Annotated in this window: 14 protein-coding genes; 4 read left to right on the top strand and 10 right to left on the bottom strand. The window is 52.9% G+C overall.

Features of this window, described 5'->3' with window-relative positions:
- Positions 1-11 precede the first annotated feature (11 nt).
- The 4 genes from ABKW30_RS09975 to ABKW30_RS09960 all read right to left on the bottom strand — a co-directional run bounded on the left by ABKW30_RS09975 (position 12) and on the right by ABKW30_RS09960 (position 4,983).
- The gene (locus ABKW30_RS09975; RefSeq protein ID WP_348598740.1) at positions 12-1,637 is read right to left on the bottom strand and encodes an ABC transporter substrate-binding protein; all 1,626 of its coding nucleotides are present in this window, start codon (positions 1,635-1,637) and stop codon (positions 12-14) included.
- A gap of 50 nt (positions 1,638-1,687) precedes the next feature.
- The gene (locus ABKW30_RS09970; protein ID WP_348598739.1) at positions 1,688-3,319 is read right to left on the bottom strand and encodes an ABC transporter substrate-binding protein; all 1,632 of its coding nucleotides are present in this window, start codon (positions 3,317-3,319) and stop codon (positions 1,688-1,690) included.
- Between the two features lie 73 nt (positions 3,320-3,392).
- The gene (locus ABKW30_RS09965) at positions 3,393-3,950 is read right to left on the bottom strand and encodes a GNAT family N-acetyltransferase (protein ID WP_348598738.1); all 558 of its coding nucleotides are present in this window, start codon (positions 3,948-3,950) and stop codon (positions 3,393-3,395) included.
- Between the two features lie 28 nt (positions 3,951-3,978).
- Complete coding sequence (locus ABKW30_RS09960; RefSeq protein ID WP_348598737.1) at positions 3,979-4,983, bottom strand: MsnO8 family LLM class oxidoreductase; 1,005 nt, start codon at positions 4,981-4,983, stop codon at positions 3,979-3,981.
- A 282-nt stretch (positions 4,984-5,265) separates the two neighbouring features.
- Here ABKW30_RS09960 and ABKW30_RS09955 point away from each other — a divergent pair, with 282 nt between their 5' ends.
- Both ABKW30_RS09955 and ABKW30_RS09950 read left to right on the top strand, forming a co-directional pair.
- A complete protein-coding gene (locus tag ABKW30_RS09955) occupies positions 5,266-6,369 on the top strand; it encodes a hypothetical protein (RefSeq protein ID WP_348598736.1) in 1,104 nt (367 codons plus the stop codon).
- 64 nt (positions 6,370-6,433) lie between these two features.
- Positions 6,434-7,420, top strand: coding sequence for a type VI immunity family protein (locus ABKW30_RS09950; protein ID WP_348598735.1), 987 nt, complete (start codon positions 6,434-6,436; stop codon positions 7,418-7,420).
- 335 nt (positions 7,421-7,755) lie between these two features.
- Here ABKW30_RS09950 and ABKW30_RS09945 read toward each other — a convergent pair whose 3' ends face one another.
- Together ABKW30_RS09945 and ABKW30_RS09940 are read right to left on the bottom strand one after the other, a co-directional pair.
- Positions 7,756-8,955 (bottom strand): hypothetical protein, encoded by a 1,200-nt coding sequence (locus ABKW30_RS09945; RefSeq protein ID WP_348598734.1) that lies wholly within the window; start codon positions 8,953-8,955, stop codon positions 7,756-7,758.
- An 80-nt stretch (positions 8,956-9,035) separates the two neighbouring features.
- Positions 9,036-9,197 (bottom strand): hypothetical protein, encoded by a 162-nt coding sequence (locus tag ABKW30_RS09940; RefSeq protein WP_348598733.1) that lies wholly within the window; start codon positions 9,195-9,197, stop codon positions 9,036-9,038.
- A 958-nt stretch (positions 9,198-10,155) separates the two neighbouring features.
- On the opposite strand from ABKW30_RS09940, the gene ABKW30_RS09935 reads away from it, so the two are divergent.
- The gene (locus ABKW30_RS09935) at positions 10,156-10,581 is read left to right on the top strand and encodes a DUF5086 domain-containing protein (RefSeq protein WP_348598732.1); all 426 of its coding nucleotides are present in this window, start codon (positions 10,156-10,158) and stop codon (positions 10,579-10,581) included.
- 15 nt (positions 10,582-10,596) lie between these two features.
- Positions 10,597-10,977 carry a DUF2195 family protein gene (locus tag ABKW30_RS09930; protein WP_348598731.1) on the top strand — a complete coding sequence of 127 codons (381 nt, stop codon included), beginning with the start codon at positions 10,597-10,599 and terminating at the stop codon, positions 10,975-10,977.
- A 994-nt stretch (positions 10,978-11,971) separates the two neighbouring features.
- Here ABKW30_RS09930 and ABKW30_RS09925 read toward each other — a convergent pair.
- The 4 genes from ABKW30_RS09925 to ABKW30_RS09910 all read right to left on the bottom strand — a co-directional run bounded on the left by ABKW30_RS09925 (position 11,972) and on the right by ABKW30_RS09910 (position 16,341).
- Positions 11,972-12,154, bottom strand: a complete 183-nt coding sequence (locus ABKW30_RS09925; protein ID WP_348598730.1) for a hypothetical protein — start codon at positions 12,152-12,154, stop codon at positions 11,972-11,974.
- Positions 12,155-12,619: 465 nt separating this feature from the next.
- Complete coding sequence (locus tag ABKW30_RS09920; RefSeq protein WP_348598729.1) at positions 12,620-13,666, bottom strand: glutathione synthetase; 1,047 nt, start codon at positions 13,664-13,666, stop codon at positions 12,620-12,622.
- 21 nt (positions 13,667-13,687) lie between these two features.
- Complete coding sequence (locus ABKW30_RS09915; RefSeq protein WP_348598728.1) at positions 13,688-15,562, bottom strand: flavohemoglobin expression-modulating QEGLA motif protein; 1,875 nt, start codon at positions 15,560-15,562, stop codon at positions 13,688-13,690.
- On the bottom strand, positions 15,559-16,341 hold the full coding sequence (locus ABKW30_RS09910; protein ID WP_348598727.1) for an N-formylglutamate amidohydrolase: 783 nt from the start codon (positions 16,339-16,341) through the stop codon (positions 15,559-15,561). The genes ABKW30_RS09915 and ABKW30_RS09910 overlap by 4 nt, the downstream gene beginning before the upstream one ends.
- Positions 16,342-16,355: the final 14 nt, after the last annotated feature.

Below are 16,355 nucleotides of genomic sequence, written 5' to 3'. Positions count from 1 at the left end.
CTGTTGCGCCGTTATTCGCTGCGCCAGATGTCGTAAGCGCTTTCCGGTAGTTGTTTGAATTGGCGGAAGCTGATGCCCTTGACGTAGGAAGCGGCGGCAATCTGGTCTTCCGGCTCATAGAGCGGCAGCGCATAGGCCTGATCGACGATGGCAAAGCGCTGCAGTTTCGCATAAAGAGCAAAACGCTCCTTGGCATCCAGTGTAGATGCCGCTGCCTTCAGCCAGGTCAGAAGCTCCGGTGCCGCAGCGCGGCTGTAATTGATGGAACCGCCCTGATCGATTGGCAGATAATGATACTCAATATCAATCGCATCGGTTGGCGTGTTGGAATTGGCAATAGAGCCGAACTGGCCAGTTTTACGACGATCGGTATAGGTGCCTGCATCTACATAAGAGACGCTCAGATCAATGCCTGCATTTTGACGCGCTTGTGCCTGTACGGCCTCAAGCAATACGTTGCGCTGATCGCGGACTGTTGCCTGCGCCTGCACGATTTCGATGGAGAGGCGCTTGCCATCCTTGGTACGGAAACCGTCGCCATCGCGTGCGCTCCAACCGGCTTCATCAAGCAATTGATTTGCAAGATTCGGATCGGTGCCGTACGCGCCTTCGATGGTCTTGTCATAGAATTGTGCGTCGATTGGTGACGTGATGCCCCAAGCGCGTGTGCGCTCGCCGCGATAGACGGATTTGAGCACGGCATCGACATCCACAGCCGCAAGCAAAGCCTTGCGCACTTTTACATCCTGCGTCGGACCATAGGTTACATTCAGAAACAGCGAATAAGGTGTCCCGGTATTCAGTGCGTTCTGATAGGTGAAATCGGGGTTGTCCTTGAACAGGCCCGCATCGTTACCGGAAATGCCTTCGATCACATCAACCTGACCGGAGGATAGTGCCCCCGTCCTGACCGAAGATTCCGGCAGGAATCGGTAGGTAACTTCGTCCAGATAGGCAGGGCCTTGATGAGCTGCCGTCTTTGGCGCCCAGTTATAGGCGGCGTTTTTGACGAAATGGATATCCTGCCCTTTGACATAACGGTTCAGAATGAATGGGCCTGTACCGGCAATTTCAGTGCCACCCGACTTGAGCTGCGCGGAATCAAAAGCTTTGGGCGAGAGGATTTCGAGGCTCGCCGCAAAATCGAGAAAAGGCGCATATACTCCACTTAAAGTCAGCTCAACAGTATGCGCGTCCAGAGCCTTGGCATTGGCAACCTTCGATACCGGACCGGCGCTCGTGCTGCCGGAATAGGCCGCATCCTTCAGCCGGGTGAAATTCTTCACAACTGCCGCAGCATCGAGCTTCTCGCCGTCGGTGAAAGTGACACCATCGCGCAACGTGAATGTGTAAGTCTTCCCGTCATCGGAAATCCGGTACTCATTCGCCAGCCAGGGTACGTAACCGCCATCCGCCGTGCGCGCGAGGAGCGATTCAAAAACATTGCGCAACAGCAGTTTTGTTTTGTCCTGACCGTTGAGTTGCGGATTGAGCGTTGCAGGGTCGGTTTCCACGCCCCAGACGAGAGCGCCCCCCGTAACAGGGGTGGCGTCGGCTGCCTGTGCAAAACCGGCGGCGAATGTTGTACCCGCTGCCGCAATGAGCGGGAGGAAGTACTGGCGAAAAGGTATCTTCATGACTAACCCCTTGATTTGGAACGGGTGCGAGCAAAGGAAGCGTCAAACGCTTACCGCTCGACCCAGATGTCGTATGCATTTTCCGGAAGGTGTTTGAACGGGCGGAATTTTACTCCGCGAACATTGACAGCAGCGGCAATCTGATCTTCCGGCACGTAGAGCGGCAGGCCGTAAGCTTGCTCAAGAATCGCGAACCGCTGAAGCTTGTTGTAGATGGCGGAACGTTCCTTATGGTCCAGAGTAGACGCCGCCTCTTTAAGCCACTCCAATACCTCCAGCGCTTCTGTTCGGCTGTAATTGATTGAACCGCCAAGGCTTCTTGGCAAATAATGGAAGTAGATGGTTACGGCGTTTTCCTGCGTAGTGGTGGAATTGGGAATGGCGCCATATTCCCCGTTCTTTTGGCGATCCACATAAGTACCTGCGTCAACGTAATTCAGGGCAAGATCGATGCCTGCATTCTGTCTGGCCTGCGCCTGCAAGGCTTGAAGAAGCACATCACGCTGATCGCGCAAAGTGGCCTGTGCCTGCACGATTTCGATGGACAAACGCGCCCCGTCTTTCGTACGGAAACCATCAGCGTCGCGCGTGGTCCAACCTGCCTCATCGAGCAAATCATTGGCCAGCTTCGGCTCGTAGCCGTAGCTACCTTCGATACTCTTGTCATAGAAATCCGTGTCGGCGGGTGTCAGCACTCCCCATGCACGGGTTCGTTCACCGCGATAGACAGAGTCGATCACCTTGCCGACATCGATTGCTGCGAGAACTGCCTTGCGTACCTTTACGTCTACAGTCGGACCGCGTGTAACGTTGAGATACAGTGTGTAAGGTGTTCCAGTGTTGATCGCGCTCTGGTAGGTGAATTCCGGATCATCTTTAAAAACAGCTGCGTCATTGCCAGAAATACCTTCGATGATGTCTACCTGTCCTGATGTCAACGCACCCGTACGAACTGCAGATTCTGGCAGAAAACGATAAGTAACATCATCGAGATAGGCCGGGCCTTGGTGCCCCGCATTCTCTGGTGCCCAGTTATAGGAAGGGTTTTTTATGAAGTATATTTCCTGACCTTTGACATAGCGATCAAGAATGAACGGTCCGGTTCCAGCGATCTCGGGACCTCCAGATTTCAACTGCTTCGAGTCAAATCCCTTTGGTGAAATGATTTCAAGACTTGCTGCACCGTCCAGAAATGGCGAGTAGACCGTGTCGAGCTTAAGCACAACTGTCCGTGGATCAGGCGCCAGCGCCTCAACCACATGCGAAACATGCCCTGCGCTGATGCTGCCCGAATAAGTCGGTTCCTTGAGTTTGGTGAAGTTCAGCGCCACTGCTGCGGCATCGAGCTTTTCGCCATCACTGAACGTGACGCCATCACGCAATGTGAAGGTATAGGTCTTCCCTTCATCTGAAATCTTGTAGTCCGTTGCCAGCCAAGGCACATAACCGCCATCAGCAGTTCGCGCAAGCAGGGATTCATAGACATTGCGAAGAATGAGCTTTGCCTTTGCCTGCCCGTTCAAATGGGGATTGAGCGTGCTTGGTTCTGTCTCGACACCCCAGACCAGCGAGCCACCTGAGACGGGTGTTGCGGCTTCCTGCGCGTATGCGCTTTGTTGCCTGATCATGGCGGACACCGCCAGGAAACTTGCACCGCCGATAAAAGCTCTTCTCGTCACCATTTGCCGAACTCCGAAATCTTGTGAACTCCTTTGTTCACATTAGGGTTCTGGTGTAGATGGGGTGTTGGTTTCGTCATTGTGCGTGCGCCAATAGGGGCTCAAAGCGCTCGTATTCAGCTACCTCCAGCGTTTCATAAATGCTTTGGTTGAGGATTTTGCGCAGAAGGACCATCTCATCACCGTCCTTGTCGCGCTTGTAGAAGCCCTCATAGCCGCGCCGCTCGTAGATGCCTACAAGCCAAGGGTGTCGCGTTGCCGTAGCGAGATAAACAGCAGGTGCTTTGATTTGATCGCGGAGGAAGTTCAACTCAACATAATCGAGCAATGAGCTGCCAATTGATTGGCGCTTGAGTTCCGGCGCAACAGCAAACCAGTGAAGAAATGGATAACTTGTCAGGTGGTTTTCCCCCATTGGCCAAGGAAACCGAACCGATATGGTCGCTATGATTTGAGTATCCCGCTCGACCACGAAAGTGGTGTGCCGCTCAATTTTCTCGCGAACCAGATCAACATCCGCAGTAGTGGCGGTGAACTTGATGTTCATCTCCCGCAATGGCTCGTAAGAGGCCCTTATCAGATGGTGCAAAGCTGCGGCATCTTCTGCGGTTGCTATCCGAATAGAGTCACTCATGATTAGCGAGCCTTGATTCCGTTATGGGTCATGCTGCAACTGCCAGATGTGTTTCGGCCAACAGCCTGAAGGAACTAATCCGGCTTGAGGCTTCTGTTACGGGGCAATCGATGATGAATTCCTTCACGCCATAGCGCGCGTGCAGGCGCTCCAGCTCGCCATGAATGCGGCCGGGCGTACCGCGGATGACACCGGGCATTTTTTCTTCGATACGGTACTCGGTTATGCCGGATTGGCGGATATATTCCTGTGCCTGTGCTAGGCTGCCAACGGTGACGCCCTGCCCGTTTGCTACTTCGACCTTGAATCGCCTCAGATCACCTTCGAGACGTTCCGCCGACGCATCGGACTCGGCAGCAATCACACCAATGGCGAGTATTGGCACCTGTCCATTTGTCGCCTCGCCATAGGTGGTAAACACATCGTGCAGCAGGGACTCGTCGCCGTTCAGATGGCCTGCATAGACAAATTGCCAATCATGAGCTGCGGCCAGTCCTGCGCTCTCGGCACTTGCGCCGAGCAAAAAGCGCTCTGCCGGCATAGCAGGTGAAGGAATGGCTCTCAGATTTGTTGCCTGGTCGGCACTTGCTGCGGCATCACGCAGATAGATGTCGAGTTCGCCAAGCTGGTCGGCAAATGTCGGTTTTTGTTCCAGATCAAATGCTTTTTGCAGTGCCCTTGTAGATAAAGGTAAACCCCCAGGCGCTTTCCCTACCCCAATGTCGACCCTTCCGGGTGCCAATGTGGCCAGCAGGTTGAAGTTTTCAGCAACTTTATACGCGCTGTAATGCTGCAGCATGACGCCGCCAGAGCCTATGCGAATTTTGGATGTATAAGCGAGGAGATGCGCGATCAGTATTTCGGGCGAAGAGTTTGCCAGCCGGGCATTATTGTGATGCTCGGCCACCCAAAAACGTTGAAAACCCCAGTTTTCCGCTTGCTGTGCCAGATACAATGTTCTCGCGAGAGCCTGGCTCGGAGCTTCTTCTCCGTCAACAGGACTCTTATCGAGTATACTGAGCAAATAACCCATTTAGCCTACCACAAGTTGCATGTAGGAAACTATAGTAACTTGGTCGAGTATATGACGAGGAAGGATGTTCCAATGTTCGGGTTCATTACAGAAGATCTTTCGTAACTTAGGGAAAGTGTTGCCGGCGTTATAGCAATTCGGCCTCACGGAATTTCTTGCGGGCAGGACTCAGCATTGTACATAACAATGAGCTTCCAGATGATGAACCAGCTGTTTATTCGATCGAGTCGTGTCTGCCTGGCCCTGATGTTTTGTATCGCGATTCCTGTGGGAAAGTTCGCTATGGCCGAAGGTAATCAGCAACATTTGCAGTTGGAAAAAAGCTCGGCAGAGTCTGAAGCATTCTCGTTTCCGGAGCTTCCATTTCTCGATTTTCATTCCGCCAAGCTGGAAGATTTCATGTGGTTTCCCGGTCAAAAGCCCATCCCCGACATGGAAAAATACGGAGTGTTCACCTCGGTGACGCAGCAGACGGCCGGCTATGATCCCGTCAGCCGCGACCATCTCGAAATTCAGGTGCTGACGGCGGAAATCAAACCGGAGAAAGTCGCCCGGTCGCTGGATTATGCCCGGCTTTTCGTCATGGAATGGGCGGCCGCTCCTTCGGCGATGAAAAGCCATGGCAGGGATAGGGGCGATGTTTTCGCGGCAACGGCCGGAAATGGCTTCGACCGCTTCGAACGGGTGGGCGTCTGGCGGCGGAGAACGTCCCTCCTCATCGTGCGGGCCAGCTACGGTCAGGATCAGGCCGCCAAAGCAGAGCCGTTGATTGCGCGCTTTCTGGGATCGCTGGCCTTCGATCAGCCGGTGGAAGACAGCGTGGAGAGTTCCCTGCAACGGCTGAAGCTCCCGGCGAAGGCCAATGCCGATTATTCATTCCGGCTGCCTGGGAACTGGCAAAAAATCGCGGAAGACCGAGGAGCGGGAAAACCCTATTCAGGCACGCTCTTTATCGATTCGAAGGATCCAAACGGAAACACCGCCGTCTCGATCATGTTTTTTCCCAGCGACAAGTCAACCTTGTCTCCGACGGACGAACAGTTGCGGCAGCTTGCGGCCACCGTCGTTGGCATCGAGTTGGAGAATCTCCGGCCCAACGTTGGGCATACACTCAACGAGGAAGCGGTCTTCATGCTGGAGGGCGATGAGACAATCGGCGATCAAAATCGCGGGTACATAGATGCAGTCACATTGCAGGGAAGCGAGGAGAAGATTCGTGCAAAGACGCTGCTTGTCGTCAAAGGCGACCTGGTGACTGTCATCGCGTCATTGTCCGCTTATCCCCGGACGCCGTCTGCCATAGCAACCATGATCCATACCGACTTCGTTACGCAGGTGGCAACGGACGATCTTCGCGAACGATTGAATCTGCCTGTGAAGCCATGACACTATGTGTGAGTAGGCGCGTTAAGGCAGCAGCCATTCCCTGCATAAATCAAGAGGATGGGAGATGACAGAAGAAATCCAGCTTACGGCAAAATCACTGGATTGGAGCTTTCTCGATAAGATCGGCGTCGCTTCGGCTCGCGGTACACCGATGCTGCGTTTTGGCCATTACATTGATTTTATAGTCCAGGACGCCACAAGTGTCGAAAAGCGCCATCGGATGGCTGAGGTTCTTTTCGAATACAAGAAAGTCTTTGCCGAGAAGGTCACCCACTATATTCCGCATGATGCCCGCCGGCTTCGTTCGTTGAAAAAGATTGATTACGACAACTATGTACTTGAGCGCGTGCGCACGCCGGACAATCTGAAAAAGGATGAAGGCTTTGAGGCCTCACTGTTCGGTTATCCGGACGGAGGAGACGTTGATGATCCGACGCTCTATTATGCAGAAGCGATAGGCCACACGGAGAATCGTAAATTTTCCAGCATTGGCATCTATCTGCCGGCTAGTTGGCCCGAACAGGTCGGTTACGACCAATACAGTTTTCTTATCCGATCGTGGTGCGAGAAACTAAAACCCGCCTATGGCACTGCCGGCTTGTCGATCCTGTTCAACGAGGGCAGGCAAGGTCTGGATGATCGTCTGCTGGCTTTTCCGTTTGCGAAACGTTTTCCCGGGCTTGATATACCCGAGCACTCAAGATGGTCTGTCCGGATGAATCGTCTGCGCAAGCGGGCGATACGGACAGTCAACTGGTTGACGTTCATCGACGACGGGTTCGTAGATGAGCTTGGGGGCGGGTTCAAGCTAGCTGAGGAGCTGGGCGATCTATGTCCTATCTATCCCTACGATGGCGGCATCGTCATTCAAGCGGGTGATCGGCCCGAACTGGGCGACGTCAACCTGGGACAAGTTCCGGCAACTTATCGAACGGTTGCCCGGTCGCTGAAACCAATTCGCTTCGATGAGCATCAACACCCGCTGATCGATGCGCCGAAGCCATTGGACGCGCTTGAAGAAACGCTAAAATGGGTCAGCCGGTTCGATTGAGGAGGATTACGACACGCTCTTATGGCAGTCCGCTCGGTCAGGTCCAGTTTCGTAAGATCGGGGCCATCGAGATACAGAAGGTTGAAAGCGTAGAAGATGGTTTTTCTGTAAAACGCTTGACGCCACGACCACCGAGATCCTGCTGCAATAGACCGAAGTCGGAACACCCTTGGTAGTCGAGAAAGTTGTGTTGCAACCTTTTCGTCAATGATGGAAGCGCGCTTTTGTCATAACACAATCCATCGCAATTATTATTATCTCCCGGTCCGCATTTATTGTGTGTCCGACTTTTTTAGAAGAAAGCCCACCTCATCTACGAACAACAGGGCCGCTCGTCAGTCTGAAGTCTTATCCGAGGGGAACGATCTGGCCGCCTTTGTGAGCCTGCGATGTAAACGATCATCGGCTGATGTCTCGTTCACCACCACCTTTATGGCTTCCTGACCGGTCTTTCGTGTCATCACGAGACCAAGGATTGCTGCGTCGCTGACCTTTTCGTCGTCAGTCCGCTTCAGGATGGCGATATAAGCGGAAGTCAACCGCGGATCATCCTGAAGGCTGCTGTTCATGACTCTCATCAGATCACCGACCTCCTCCGCATCGTTTGAGGCCTGCAACACGACAAAAAGCTGCTTCTTTCCGAGCTCGCCGGTCGCCAGCAGTGCAGACACAAGCATGGCTCGCTCCTCGAGCCTGTGTGCCCGTTCGAATGCGCTGGCAAGAGCGGCGGCGACTCGCTCGCTGCCGTCAGTCTGTTTCTTGACGTTCTCGGCTGCAAAACTCAATTCGACTTCTGTTCGGGCGGAAGCGAGATCTTTCAAAGCAGATTCCAGTAAATCACCGCTTTTTAGGCCCACCCTGTCGAGGGTTCGCGCAGCTGACTGGCGCGCCCCGGCATTGTCGGATTTAAGCAAATCCTGCAATTTGGCAATCGACCGTTCGTTGAGTTCCGTATCGGCGAGCAAATGTGCGAGGTCACCGCTGAACCGGTCATTGGTGCTGCTGTAGAAGGCTTTCAGCACGAGTGGCAGAACCTCTTTTCCCTGATAAACGATCGCTGCCGAAGTCGTGGCGCGCAAAGCCTTGTTTTCCGTTCGCTCCAGCAGGGCGAGCAGTCCCGGGCCGAATTCGGCCGGGTGGGGAACTACAACGCTAAAATTGGCAAGATTGGCTTCAAGCTGCAGATTTCTCGTCTCAATAAGCAGTTTACCGGTAAGAGAGACCAGTTCGGGCGGCAACTCGATCACTTCTCGCTTGAATTTCATCGGACCTACAATATTGGCAAGCACATAGAAGATATTGATGCGTTCATCGTCATCCTTCACTGCTGCCAGACGTTTAGTCAGATCCGGCAGAGCATCGCTTCCAAGCGCGATAGCGGTACGCGCCGCGCCATAGAATGCTTCCTCGGTTTCAGCGGAAGCCATCGCTTCAAAAGCGTTCTGAATAGACGTTTCAACCGTGTCGGCCAAAGCCGGAACGCTCGCAGACAGAAATAGAGCAATCAGACAGGCGGGTAAAAAGGGAGGCTTCATAAGATTGGCTCATTTCCTGGACGATTTTGCAAGGGTTTGGGGTGCTTGCTAGAGAGGGTGAAATCCTGATTGACGGAGATTTAACGCAACCGCCGTTGCTTTGCCACAAGGCGATTATCCAAAATAACCCCCGCGACAACTGTGCCGTGTGCCGCCATAGCGGCAAAGCCAAGAATGATGGATGCCAGGGGTTCATGATATCCACCATCAAACGCTACCAGCACCGCCCTCAAGTCAGCCACCCAAGATATCGGGCTGCAAAAAATGCGCGGATTCCAAGCATTAATGCAATTGGATAGCTAAACATAATGATCGGAAAGCCGCGGAAGCCTCCCATGAGGGGGACTTGCTGCACGCCCGACGCCAGAGGTGACAAATCAAATCCCGGTATAATCTTTAAAACACATATCACGACCCCAACCCGAAGCGCCTGTCCGGTGACCGTCTGAGAGCCGGCAGGACCGTGACGCACACGATAAGCATCCCGCTACCGGGGTTGAACGAAGAAGATGTAGCCTGCTTCAGAAATCCCATTCCTACGCACACAAGGACCTGAATGCCGGCCACCGCTAAGCAAAGATAGAGAACCGCGCCATCGCATCGTTGGACGAGTAGGTCGCCTGCTCGGCCCGAGCAGCCGTATTGATACCGGGCAATGGAATTCGCGAACCGACGAGAACAACGAGGGCCACCGGCGCGATCGCTGCAACTGCATGCCATAACGGGGTCGCTGACTTGGTGGCGACAGAGAATCAAAACGCATACGAATGAACTTATTCGATACTCACCGCATCTCAACATCCGGCATGATGTGTAAGGCAATTGCCGACCGTACTCTTCCTTGGGCTGCTTTGCGGACTCATATATCTTGGGCTAATGCCGAAAATTGGAAAGATCGCTTTGGAGCAGTCCCGGAACAGCCGGGAAGGCTGTCTGCGGAATACTTTATATGGCAAACAGTATGGTAGATTTGTTGAACTGATAGTATGCGATAGTCAGGTGGAACGTTCAACGCTCCTGCCGCTCCTGAACGCTTATGGTATATATGCAGTCTCCCTGGAGCGGTCGGCGCGTGGCGTTGCCTAATCTCCATCTTCTTTTGGAGGTTTCCCGTTTTTGTAGTGTATGGCGATCTTGATGATACCCGGGCAATTCCGCCTGCCTTTCAGCCAACCGACAGGGCGAGATAAAAGGAAATCAATGTCGAAACTCTTGAGATTGAATGTGCCTCTGGCAATTCTTTACATACTCGCTGGCGTCCCGGCGCAAGCACAGGATCATCAGGAAAGCATTGTTCTGTCTGTCTCGCCCAAAGTCGTGCGGTGGGCTGATGTTTATAAAGTTCGACCGGAGAGGCCAGACGACCCCTATTACCATGTACGCGTCATCGAGCGGCAAAAGGACTGGAAGATCTGGCAGTTCAACGAGCTGAGCTTTCATATGGCCGTAACGCCAAAGGCGCTGGAAGCCAGCCGGATCAACAAGAAGGCGAAAATCTATAGCTATAAAGACGTCGAAATTCGCAGCGCATATCATCGCTGGCTTGATGATCCGGCAACACGTTCCGAAGCTCCCATTTGCGATACGGACATTCTGGGCTGCATTAAACAATTGCCATCGCGCTAGAACGAGGAGACGCCCATGCATGATCTGATAAGAGGTGCGGTTCTTTCCGCAATGTTCTGTAGTGCGCCAGCTGCAGCCGATACTGGCAGCGTTGCTCTCCAGAATGAGCTGGCGGCGTGTGTGATGGTCAAGGCCAAAAAAACTGTGACCGAAACGAACGTCGTTTCAGCCAGCGCGAGTTTTCAATTACACAAGTCAATTGGTGAATGCGGATGCTATTCGGCGCTGGCGACCTATAAGAGCAGCGTAGATTTAGGAGGTGTGCGAGAAGTATTGCAGGAAGGTGTTATCACGATCAAAAATGACGGGACGAAGACGCTCGTCCTTGCGAGTGAACCGGCTTTGATCGCCAACAGGAAAATCCAGGTCCAGTTGACCTGCGCACGTCCAACATAGATCATTGCATTTGCCACATACTTTTGGCGCTGCGCCGGAAAGGGCCTGTTAATGCTCAGAAAACTTGTCCTCCTAACGATTTCGATAGCAACGACGTTCGGCATCGGCGGTTTATTAATGGGTGGCCCAGAACCGCGATCACTTGCGGCGCAATCGTGTTGTTCCTAACCATAATCTTTTTTGTTTTCGAGAATGTGGCAAGAAAGCACTTGCCGAACAAAGGGAGATGACACGAACAGCTCGCATCTCTTTCATTGTGTTCCAGCCGGACTGACGATTGCGTTATATAATTGAAAAGCTTGGAGCGAGCTTTTGACCAGGCCCAGCCACATCAACCCCGCAACCCACCAAATGTCCGCACCAACAGGCAACAGTGCGCATCACTCGATTTCTAAAATGGAACCAATGGTAATCATGAACAGAAAACCTTTCTTACAATCTCAGCGTTTATCGCAGGGTTGATGGCGGTTCCGGCCTTCGCCAAGGATCTGATATCTGCTCTTCCCGGTGGAGCATCTTCACTCCACGAAACCTACCAGGACTGGCAGGTTTCGTGTGTCCAGCAGCAAGCTGGAAAACGATGTGCGCTTTCCCAGCAGGAGGGACAGGAGGAAGCATGATGCCGATGCTCATTGCGCAGTGCATGGACGGCCTGACGCAATCCCGCGTCAAAACTTTGAAGGGGCTATCTGAAATGTCAGGCAGGGGACATAAGCTGACCCGTTCCCGCCGCAGACTGATATGTCTTGCAACAGATTGATTGCGACGAGACCGGCGACTGGTTCTAACCGCCTGATCATCGTGTGTGAAGGAAGCGGATCACAAAACGCTATAGCTCGTCGCTCGCAATGGCGATTGCAACACCACTCTGTTGACATGGGTCGTTCCGGAGACAGCCCAGAGCGATATGGGATTCGACGTTACCGTCACGCTGTCCAAAAAGGCCACCGCCAAGCTTGCAGCTGCGAAGGAGCGGATCGTTGGATGCCAGACTTCAGGCGGCAACATCCGTGACGGATTTCCGGTGTGGAAATGCGCTCATAAGATGGACGTGAACTGCAAGCGCGGTGGGCGGTACAAAGAGATTGCGGACCGCGGAGAAAGTTGAAAGGGCAGTGCCAAGCTTCACACGCTTGGATGGCACATATCTGAGCCAGAATTGATTCGCAGCTTTCATAAGTAAGCGCCTCTGCCGCAAGTTGACCTTTTTCGCAACCATATGTCGACAGAGCTTCTGCCTGCACGATAAATAAAGCTATAACTTGATTTCTTATGCATATACCAAAATTATGAAGCTATAGATTTACGATTGCTTTCGTGGAAGCACATCGAAAGGTGAAGGTAAAGTTTCATGGAGGATAGAAGCGCAAAAAGCTTCAAACATGGTTCACCCGGTCTGACGTTAAATTCTGCGAGGCGAATAGACGATGTTTCAACATCAAAAAGCTCAAGCGACTCAGCAATCAGATCGATCATCTTTTGCGTTGACGATTTTCCATCGACCTTCAACGTGCAATTAATGGCAAGTGCCTTGAGTGTCATGATCGTGAACCTTTCGATAAATGGTCAAAAAGAAGCAGCCCATCCAGCTCAAGGTTCCGGCATAGCCTGATTATCATCGAAAATGACAATCCCCGCAGCTTTACAATGTTGCCAGGCGGATGTTGGAAAGCGTTGCCGGATAGGCCTGCCGTATCAGGATCTTGCTTTCGAGCGCCATGATGATGCTCTCGGCAAAATCAGTCTTGTACATTTGTGAAATGTTCCACAGCCCTCCGGGCGTAAAGACATTGATTTCAAGTATCTTGTCTCCGACAATATCGAGACCGACGAGAAACATTCCATCCTCTATGAGCTTTGGTCGCACCATCTCCGCGACTTCGAGCATCTTGCCGGTTACCTCGACCTTTTCGGGTGTCCCGGCAACATGAATATTGGACCGCACCTCACCCTTCGCCGGTACCCGCCGCAGAGCGGCATACTTGCCATTGCGCTCCAGCGGCTTCCCGTTCATGAGAAAAAGCCTGACATCGCCACCCCTGGCTTCCGGAAGATAGCCTTGGGCAATGAGATATCCTTCTCCGCTCACGGCCTCAAATATCTGGTTCAGATTGGAATCTTTCGGAGATTCTATCTTGAACACGTGTTTTCCGCCCGATCCCTGCAGCGGCTTTACGATAGCGCCCTTCGGCTGCCCATCGATAAAAGTTCGAATCTCATCAATGTTTTTGGAAATCAGGGTAACCGGGCGCACCTGCTCCGGGAAATCCTGAAAATACAGTTTGTTCTGGGCAAGTCCGAGACCTGCGGGATCGTTGACCACCAGCACTCCACGTTCTGATGCAAGACGGCCAAACATGGCGCCGGCATGGGCCGCCCATGGACGCTCTATCGCATCCTGCGACGGGTCATTTCTTAAAAGAATAACGTCGATCTCACGGACATCGATTATTTTGGTCGATAATTTTTCGCCCTGCAGATCCTTATGGAAGGTTTCCACCTTCTTGTACTTCGCGGGCGGCAAGACCCTGGCACTGACCATCAGACTGTTATCTGACCGCAGGACAAAATCACCCGGCGTCAAATAAAGAATCTCGTGACCTCGAGCAAGCGCTGCAAACGCCAGCAACGTCGTGGTGAAATGCGGGGTTTCGGCTTCTATCGAATTGACGAAAAATGCTATGCGCATAAAAATCCCTTCAAGTGGAGTTTATGCCGAGACCATCCCGACAGGCGAAAGTCCGGAACGTGCACGTTCCAAACCTTTCTTTGCACCGGGATGCGAAAGAAAGGACGGATCGACTACGGGTGCCCTCAAAAGTCCCCGCGAGTTGAGTTCCTGCATCACGCCAAAATGCGATGCAGCGATTTTCCCCATCCAGAACGGGGCAAGGCTTCCACCCCTTTTCAAATGCCTTAGCACTTCAAGCAGACCGCGCAGGTAAATCGCATCCTTGGCGAGACCGCCGCCCCGATAGAGCCGGATTGTCAGGTTGAATGCCTGAGCCTGGCTGAAACCGTGTTTTTGAACGAGTGCGTTGAACGTTTCTACGAATGATGCGCCGTTCAACATATTCGCGCAAGCGACAACACGGGCTGCGACAAGTCTTATTCTCGCGCGCGTCATACCGCCAACAAGGTACTCGGCAAACACGGCAAGACCTTCCTGCAACCCTTCATATCCAGCCAGTCCGGAGCGGAAGATTCGCAAACCTTGTGCCGAACCATTGAAGTAAGTCAAAAGATGAACACCAATTTCGTGGCTCAGCAGCGCATTCAGCCTGCCGCGTACCATACTGGTATTGCGGGAAATCAACAGACGGGGTCCGGAAACCATCAAGCCTGCAGGCAGATCGTCTCGCAGCTCGATTGTGGCCTCGAAACCTGAGTATAGCTGCTGATAGGCATCGATCATAACTTCCGCCGCCCGCATCACCTCGTAGCAATCGGCATTATCAGCATCACCTTCACCCACTTGGCCCATATCCGCAGTTTCCGTCAATATTCTCTCGGCCGCAATCAGCAAATCAGACTCGACACGGCCATAGAGCGCCCTCCCCAACTCAATGAATCGCGGCGTTTCTCGCGCTGAAATCAATGACAATTGCAAATCCAGCTCCTGCTGTTTTTCGCGATAGAGTGTCGAAAGGACCGGGTCCTCGAATCTGTCAAAGGGAATGGAGAACAGCTTTTTCTTTTCGACGTCGATTTCAACCGTCAACGGCCGGTAAAGCAGCCGGGGAGCGCGCTCGAATCTGTTTGATTTGAATTCCTTCCACGCGGCCTCGGCGTTGATCGGCGTAACGGCAAGCAGGAAGTCAAATGTGGAGGCGATCTCATCGATTGTGCGATCCGCCTTGGTCACCGGATCGACAAAGGCACGTCTGCCAAGGGCCCGATGGCCTGTAAATTCGATCGTCCGGTTCGCTTCCAGAAACGCAGCGATTGCCTGCAGGCCTGCATCAAAGATGTTTGCTACTACCCTGTCGCGCAGATCCGGGTAGATATTTTCTGATTCAGGCACGCGGTAGATGGGCGCAAAACGCACAGTCAGACAAGGTACATCCGGCAACCTTCTTGCAAGCTCGGCATGCTCGTCCTCCTCTGGCACAAGCTCAATGAGGCGGGGCATCCTGAATTTTGCCACGACGGCTTTCACGGCGGCCGCGAAATTCTTTAGAGCATCTCTCATTTCCAGCTGGTTCGTACCGGACAAAGTGATCTCAAAGGGAGGCAGATAAGGCGCATCCTCGTTAAGCATCGTATCCCGCTCGAGCTCGCCCACATCGAGAACAACAAAGGTTCCGAAATGCGCCTTCAGAAAAGCCCCCACACTATGGATGCAACAGATAGCGGACTCGATACTGGAAGCGATAAGATATGATGCATTGGCCGAGGCAACATCATAGGCCGCCCCGGCATCCCGCCCGGTTAGAAGGTGGATGCAAAGAAATGGCAGGGGCCGGTCAATATGAAGGCGCCCGCCACCTTCCAGATCAAGCCGAACCGCTTTACCGGTCTTCAGCAAGGCTACGGCTTTTGTGAACACGGCATCCGCAGTTGAGGTCACGTCGATCTGGTTCATTTTGGCTGCAACCTTTCCTCCAGCACAGGCAGCACAGAGGCGATGAGTGCGCGGAGCTCCTTCAAGGCGTTCTCATCAGGTTGTCCGGTCCACTCGTCCATGAAGAATTTTTTGAATTCAATCGCGATGGCGCATCCGTTTTGCGGAAAAGCCTCATGAATGAAACGGGTCTGCTCGCCCTTACCTTGAAACGATATGTTCTCGCGAACATCCAAAGAACGGCCGCAAAACGTCAAAGCACGCAACTTTTCAATGAATGGATCAATCAGGAACGCCCAGCGATCTCTGTCCATGGAAAAGGTACCAATGTTTATTTCGGGCATTTTTTTTGGGTCGCCATGCGGCGCATCCGGGCCGTCACGTCGGTGATTATAGCTGTGAGTATCCAGAACAACGAAGCGCCCGTGCCGCTTCTCGTGCTCGGTCAAGAATTCCCGCAACATGCCATAATAGGCATCATGAAGTTTCAGGGATTCTTCAACAAGCTCCTTGCCTGGCTTCGTCTTCCAGACATTTATTCCCCATGCCTGTTCGGGAGATACATAAACTGCCTGATCTCTGGCGCGATTCAAATCCACTTCAAATCGTGACCTGTGGAAGATGATACGATTGGGAACATCCCGAATAAGAAACTCGGTAAAGGGATCTTCTTCACGCAATCGTTCGTCCCTCGATATGGTCATGACTTCTTCCACCGAAGAGCGCACCAAATCGCCATTATGAATTGCTGTTGCGATGATGGGAGAGCAGCCACAATGGACAGACCACCAATCGGACATGCCGGGCTCCATCA

The organism is Phyllobacterium sp. SB3, from assembly GCF_040009165.1.
In the GTDB taxonomy this organism is placed as follows: domain Bacteria; phylum Pseudomonadota; class Alphaproteobacteria; order Rhizobiales; family Rhizobiaceae; genus Phyllobacterium.
Note: the sequence above shows the minus strand (reverse complement) of the source record. Positions and strands in the feature narration are given on the sequence as shown.

Coding starts and splice junctions, on each gene's coding strand:
- ABKW30_RS09930 (WP_348598731.1), top strand. CDS start 10,597: ATGCATGATCTGATAAGAGGTGCGGTTCTTTCCGCAATGTTCTGTAGT.
- ABKW30_RS09925 (WP_348598730.1), bottom strand. CDS start 12,154: ATGAAAGCTGCGAATCAATTCTGGCTCAGATATGTGCCATCCAAGCGT.
- ABKW30_RS09955 (WP_348598736.1), top strand. CDS start 5,266: ATGGCCGAAGGTAATCAGCAACATTTGCAGTTGGAAAAAAGCTCGGCA.
- ABKW30_RS09920 (WP_348598729.1), bottom strand. CDS start 13,666: ATGCGCATAGCATTTTTCGTCAATTCGATAGAAGCCGAAACCCCGCAT.
- ABKW30_RS09915 (WP_348598728.1), bottom strand. CDS start 15,562: ATGAACCAGATCGACGTGACCTCAACTGCGGATGCCGTGTTCACAAAA.
- ABKW30_RS09935 (WP_348598732.1), top strand. CDS start 10,156: ATGTCGAAACTCTTGAGATTGAATGTGCCTCTGGCAATTCTTTACATA.
- ABKW30_RS09910 (WP_348598727.1), bottom strand. CDS start 16,341: ATGTCCGATTGGTGGTCTGTCCATTGTGGCTGCTCTCCCATCATCGCA.
- ABKW30_RS09965 (WP_348598738.1), bottom strand. CDS start 3,950: ATGAGTGACTCTATTCGGATAGCAACCGCAGAAGATGCCGCAGCTTTG.
- ABKW30_RS09960 (WP_348598737.1), bottom strand. CDS start 4,983: ATGGGTTATTTGCTCAGTATACTCGATAAGAGTCCTGTTGACGGAGAA.
- ABKW30_RS09975 (WP_348598740.1), bottom strand. CDS start 1,637: ATGAAGATACCTTTTCGCCAGTACTTCCTCCCGCTCATTGCGGCAGCG.
- ABKW30_RS09945 (WP_348598734.1), bottom strand. CDS start 8,955: ATGAAGCCTCCCTTTTTACCCGCCTGTCTGATTGCTCTATTTCTGTCT.
- ABKW30_RS09970 (WP_348598739.1), bottom strand. CDS start 3,319: ATGGTGACGAGAAGAGCTTTTATCGGCGGTGCAAGTTTCCTGGCGGTG.
- ABKW30_RS09950 (WP_348598735.1), top strand. CDS start 6,434: ATGACAGAAGAAATCCAGCTTACGGCAAAATCACTGGATTGGAGCTTT.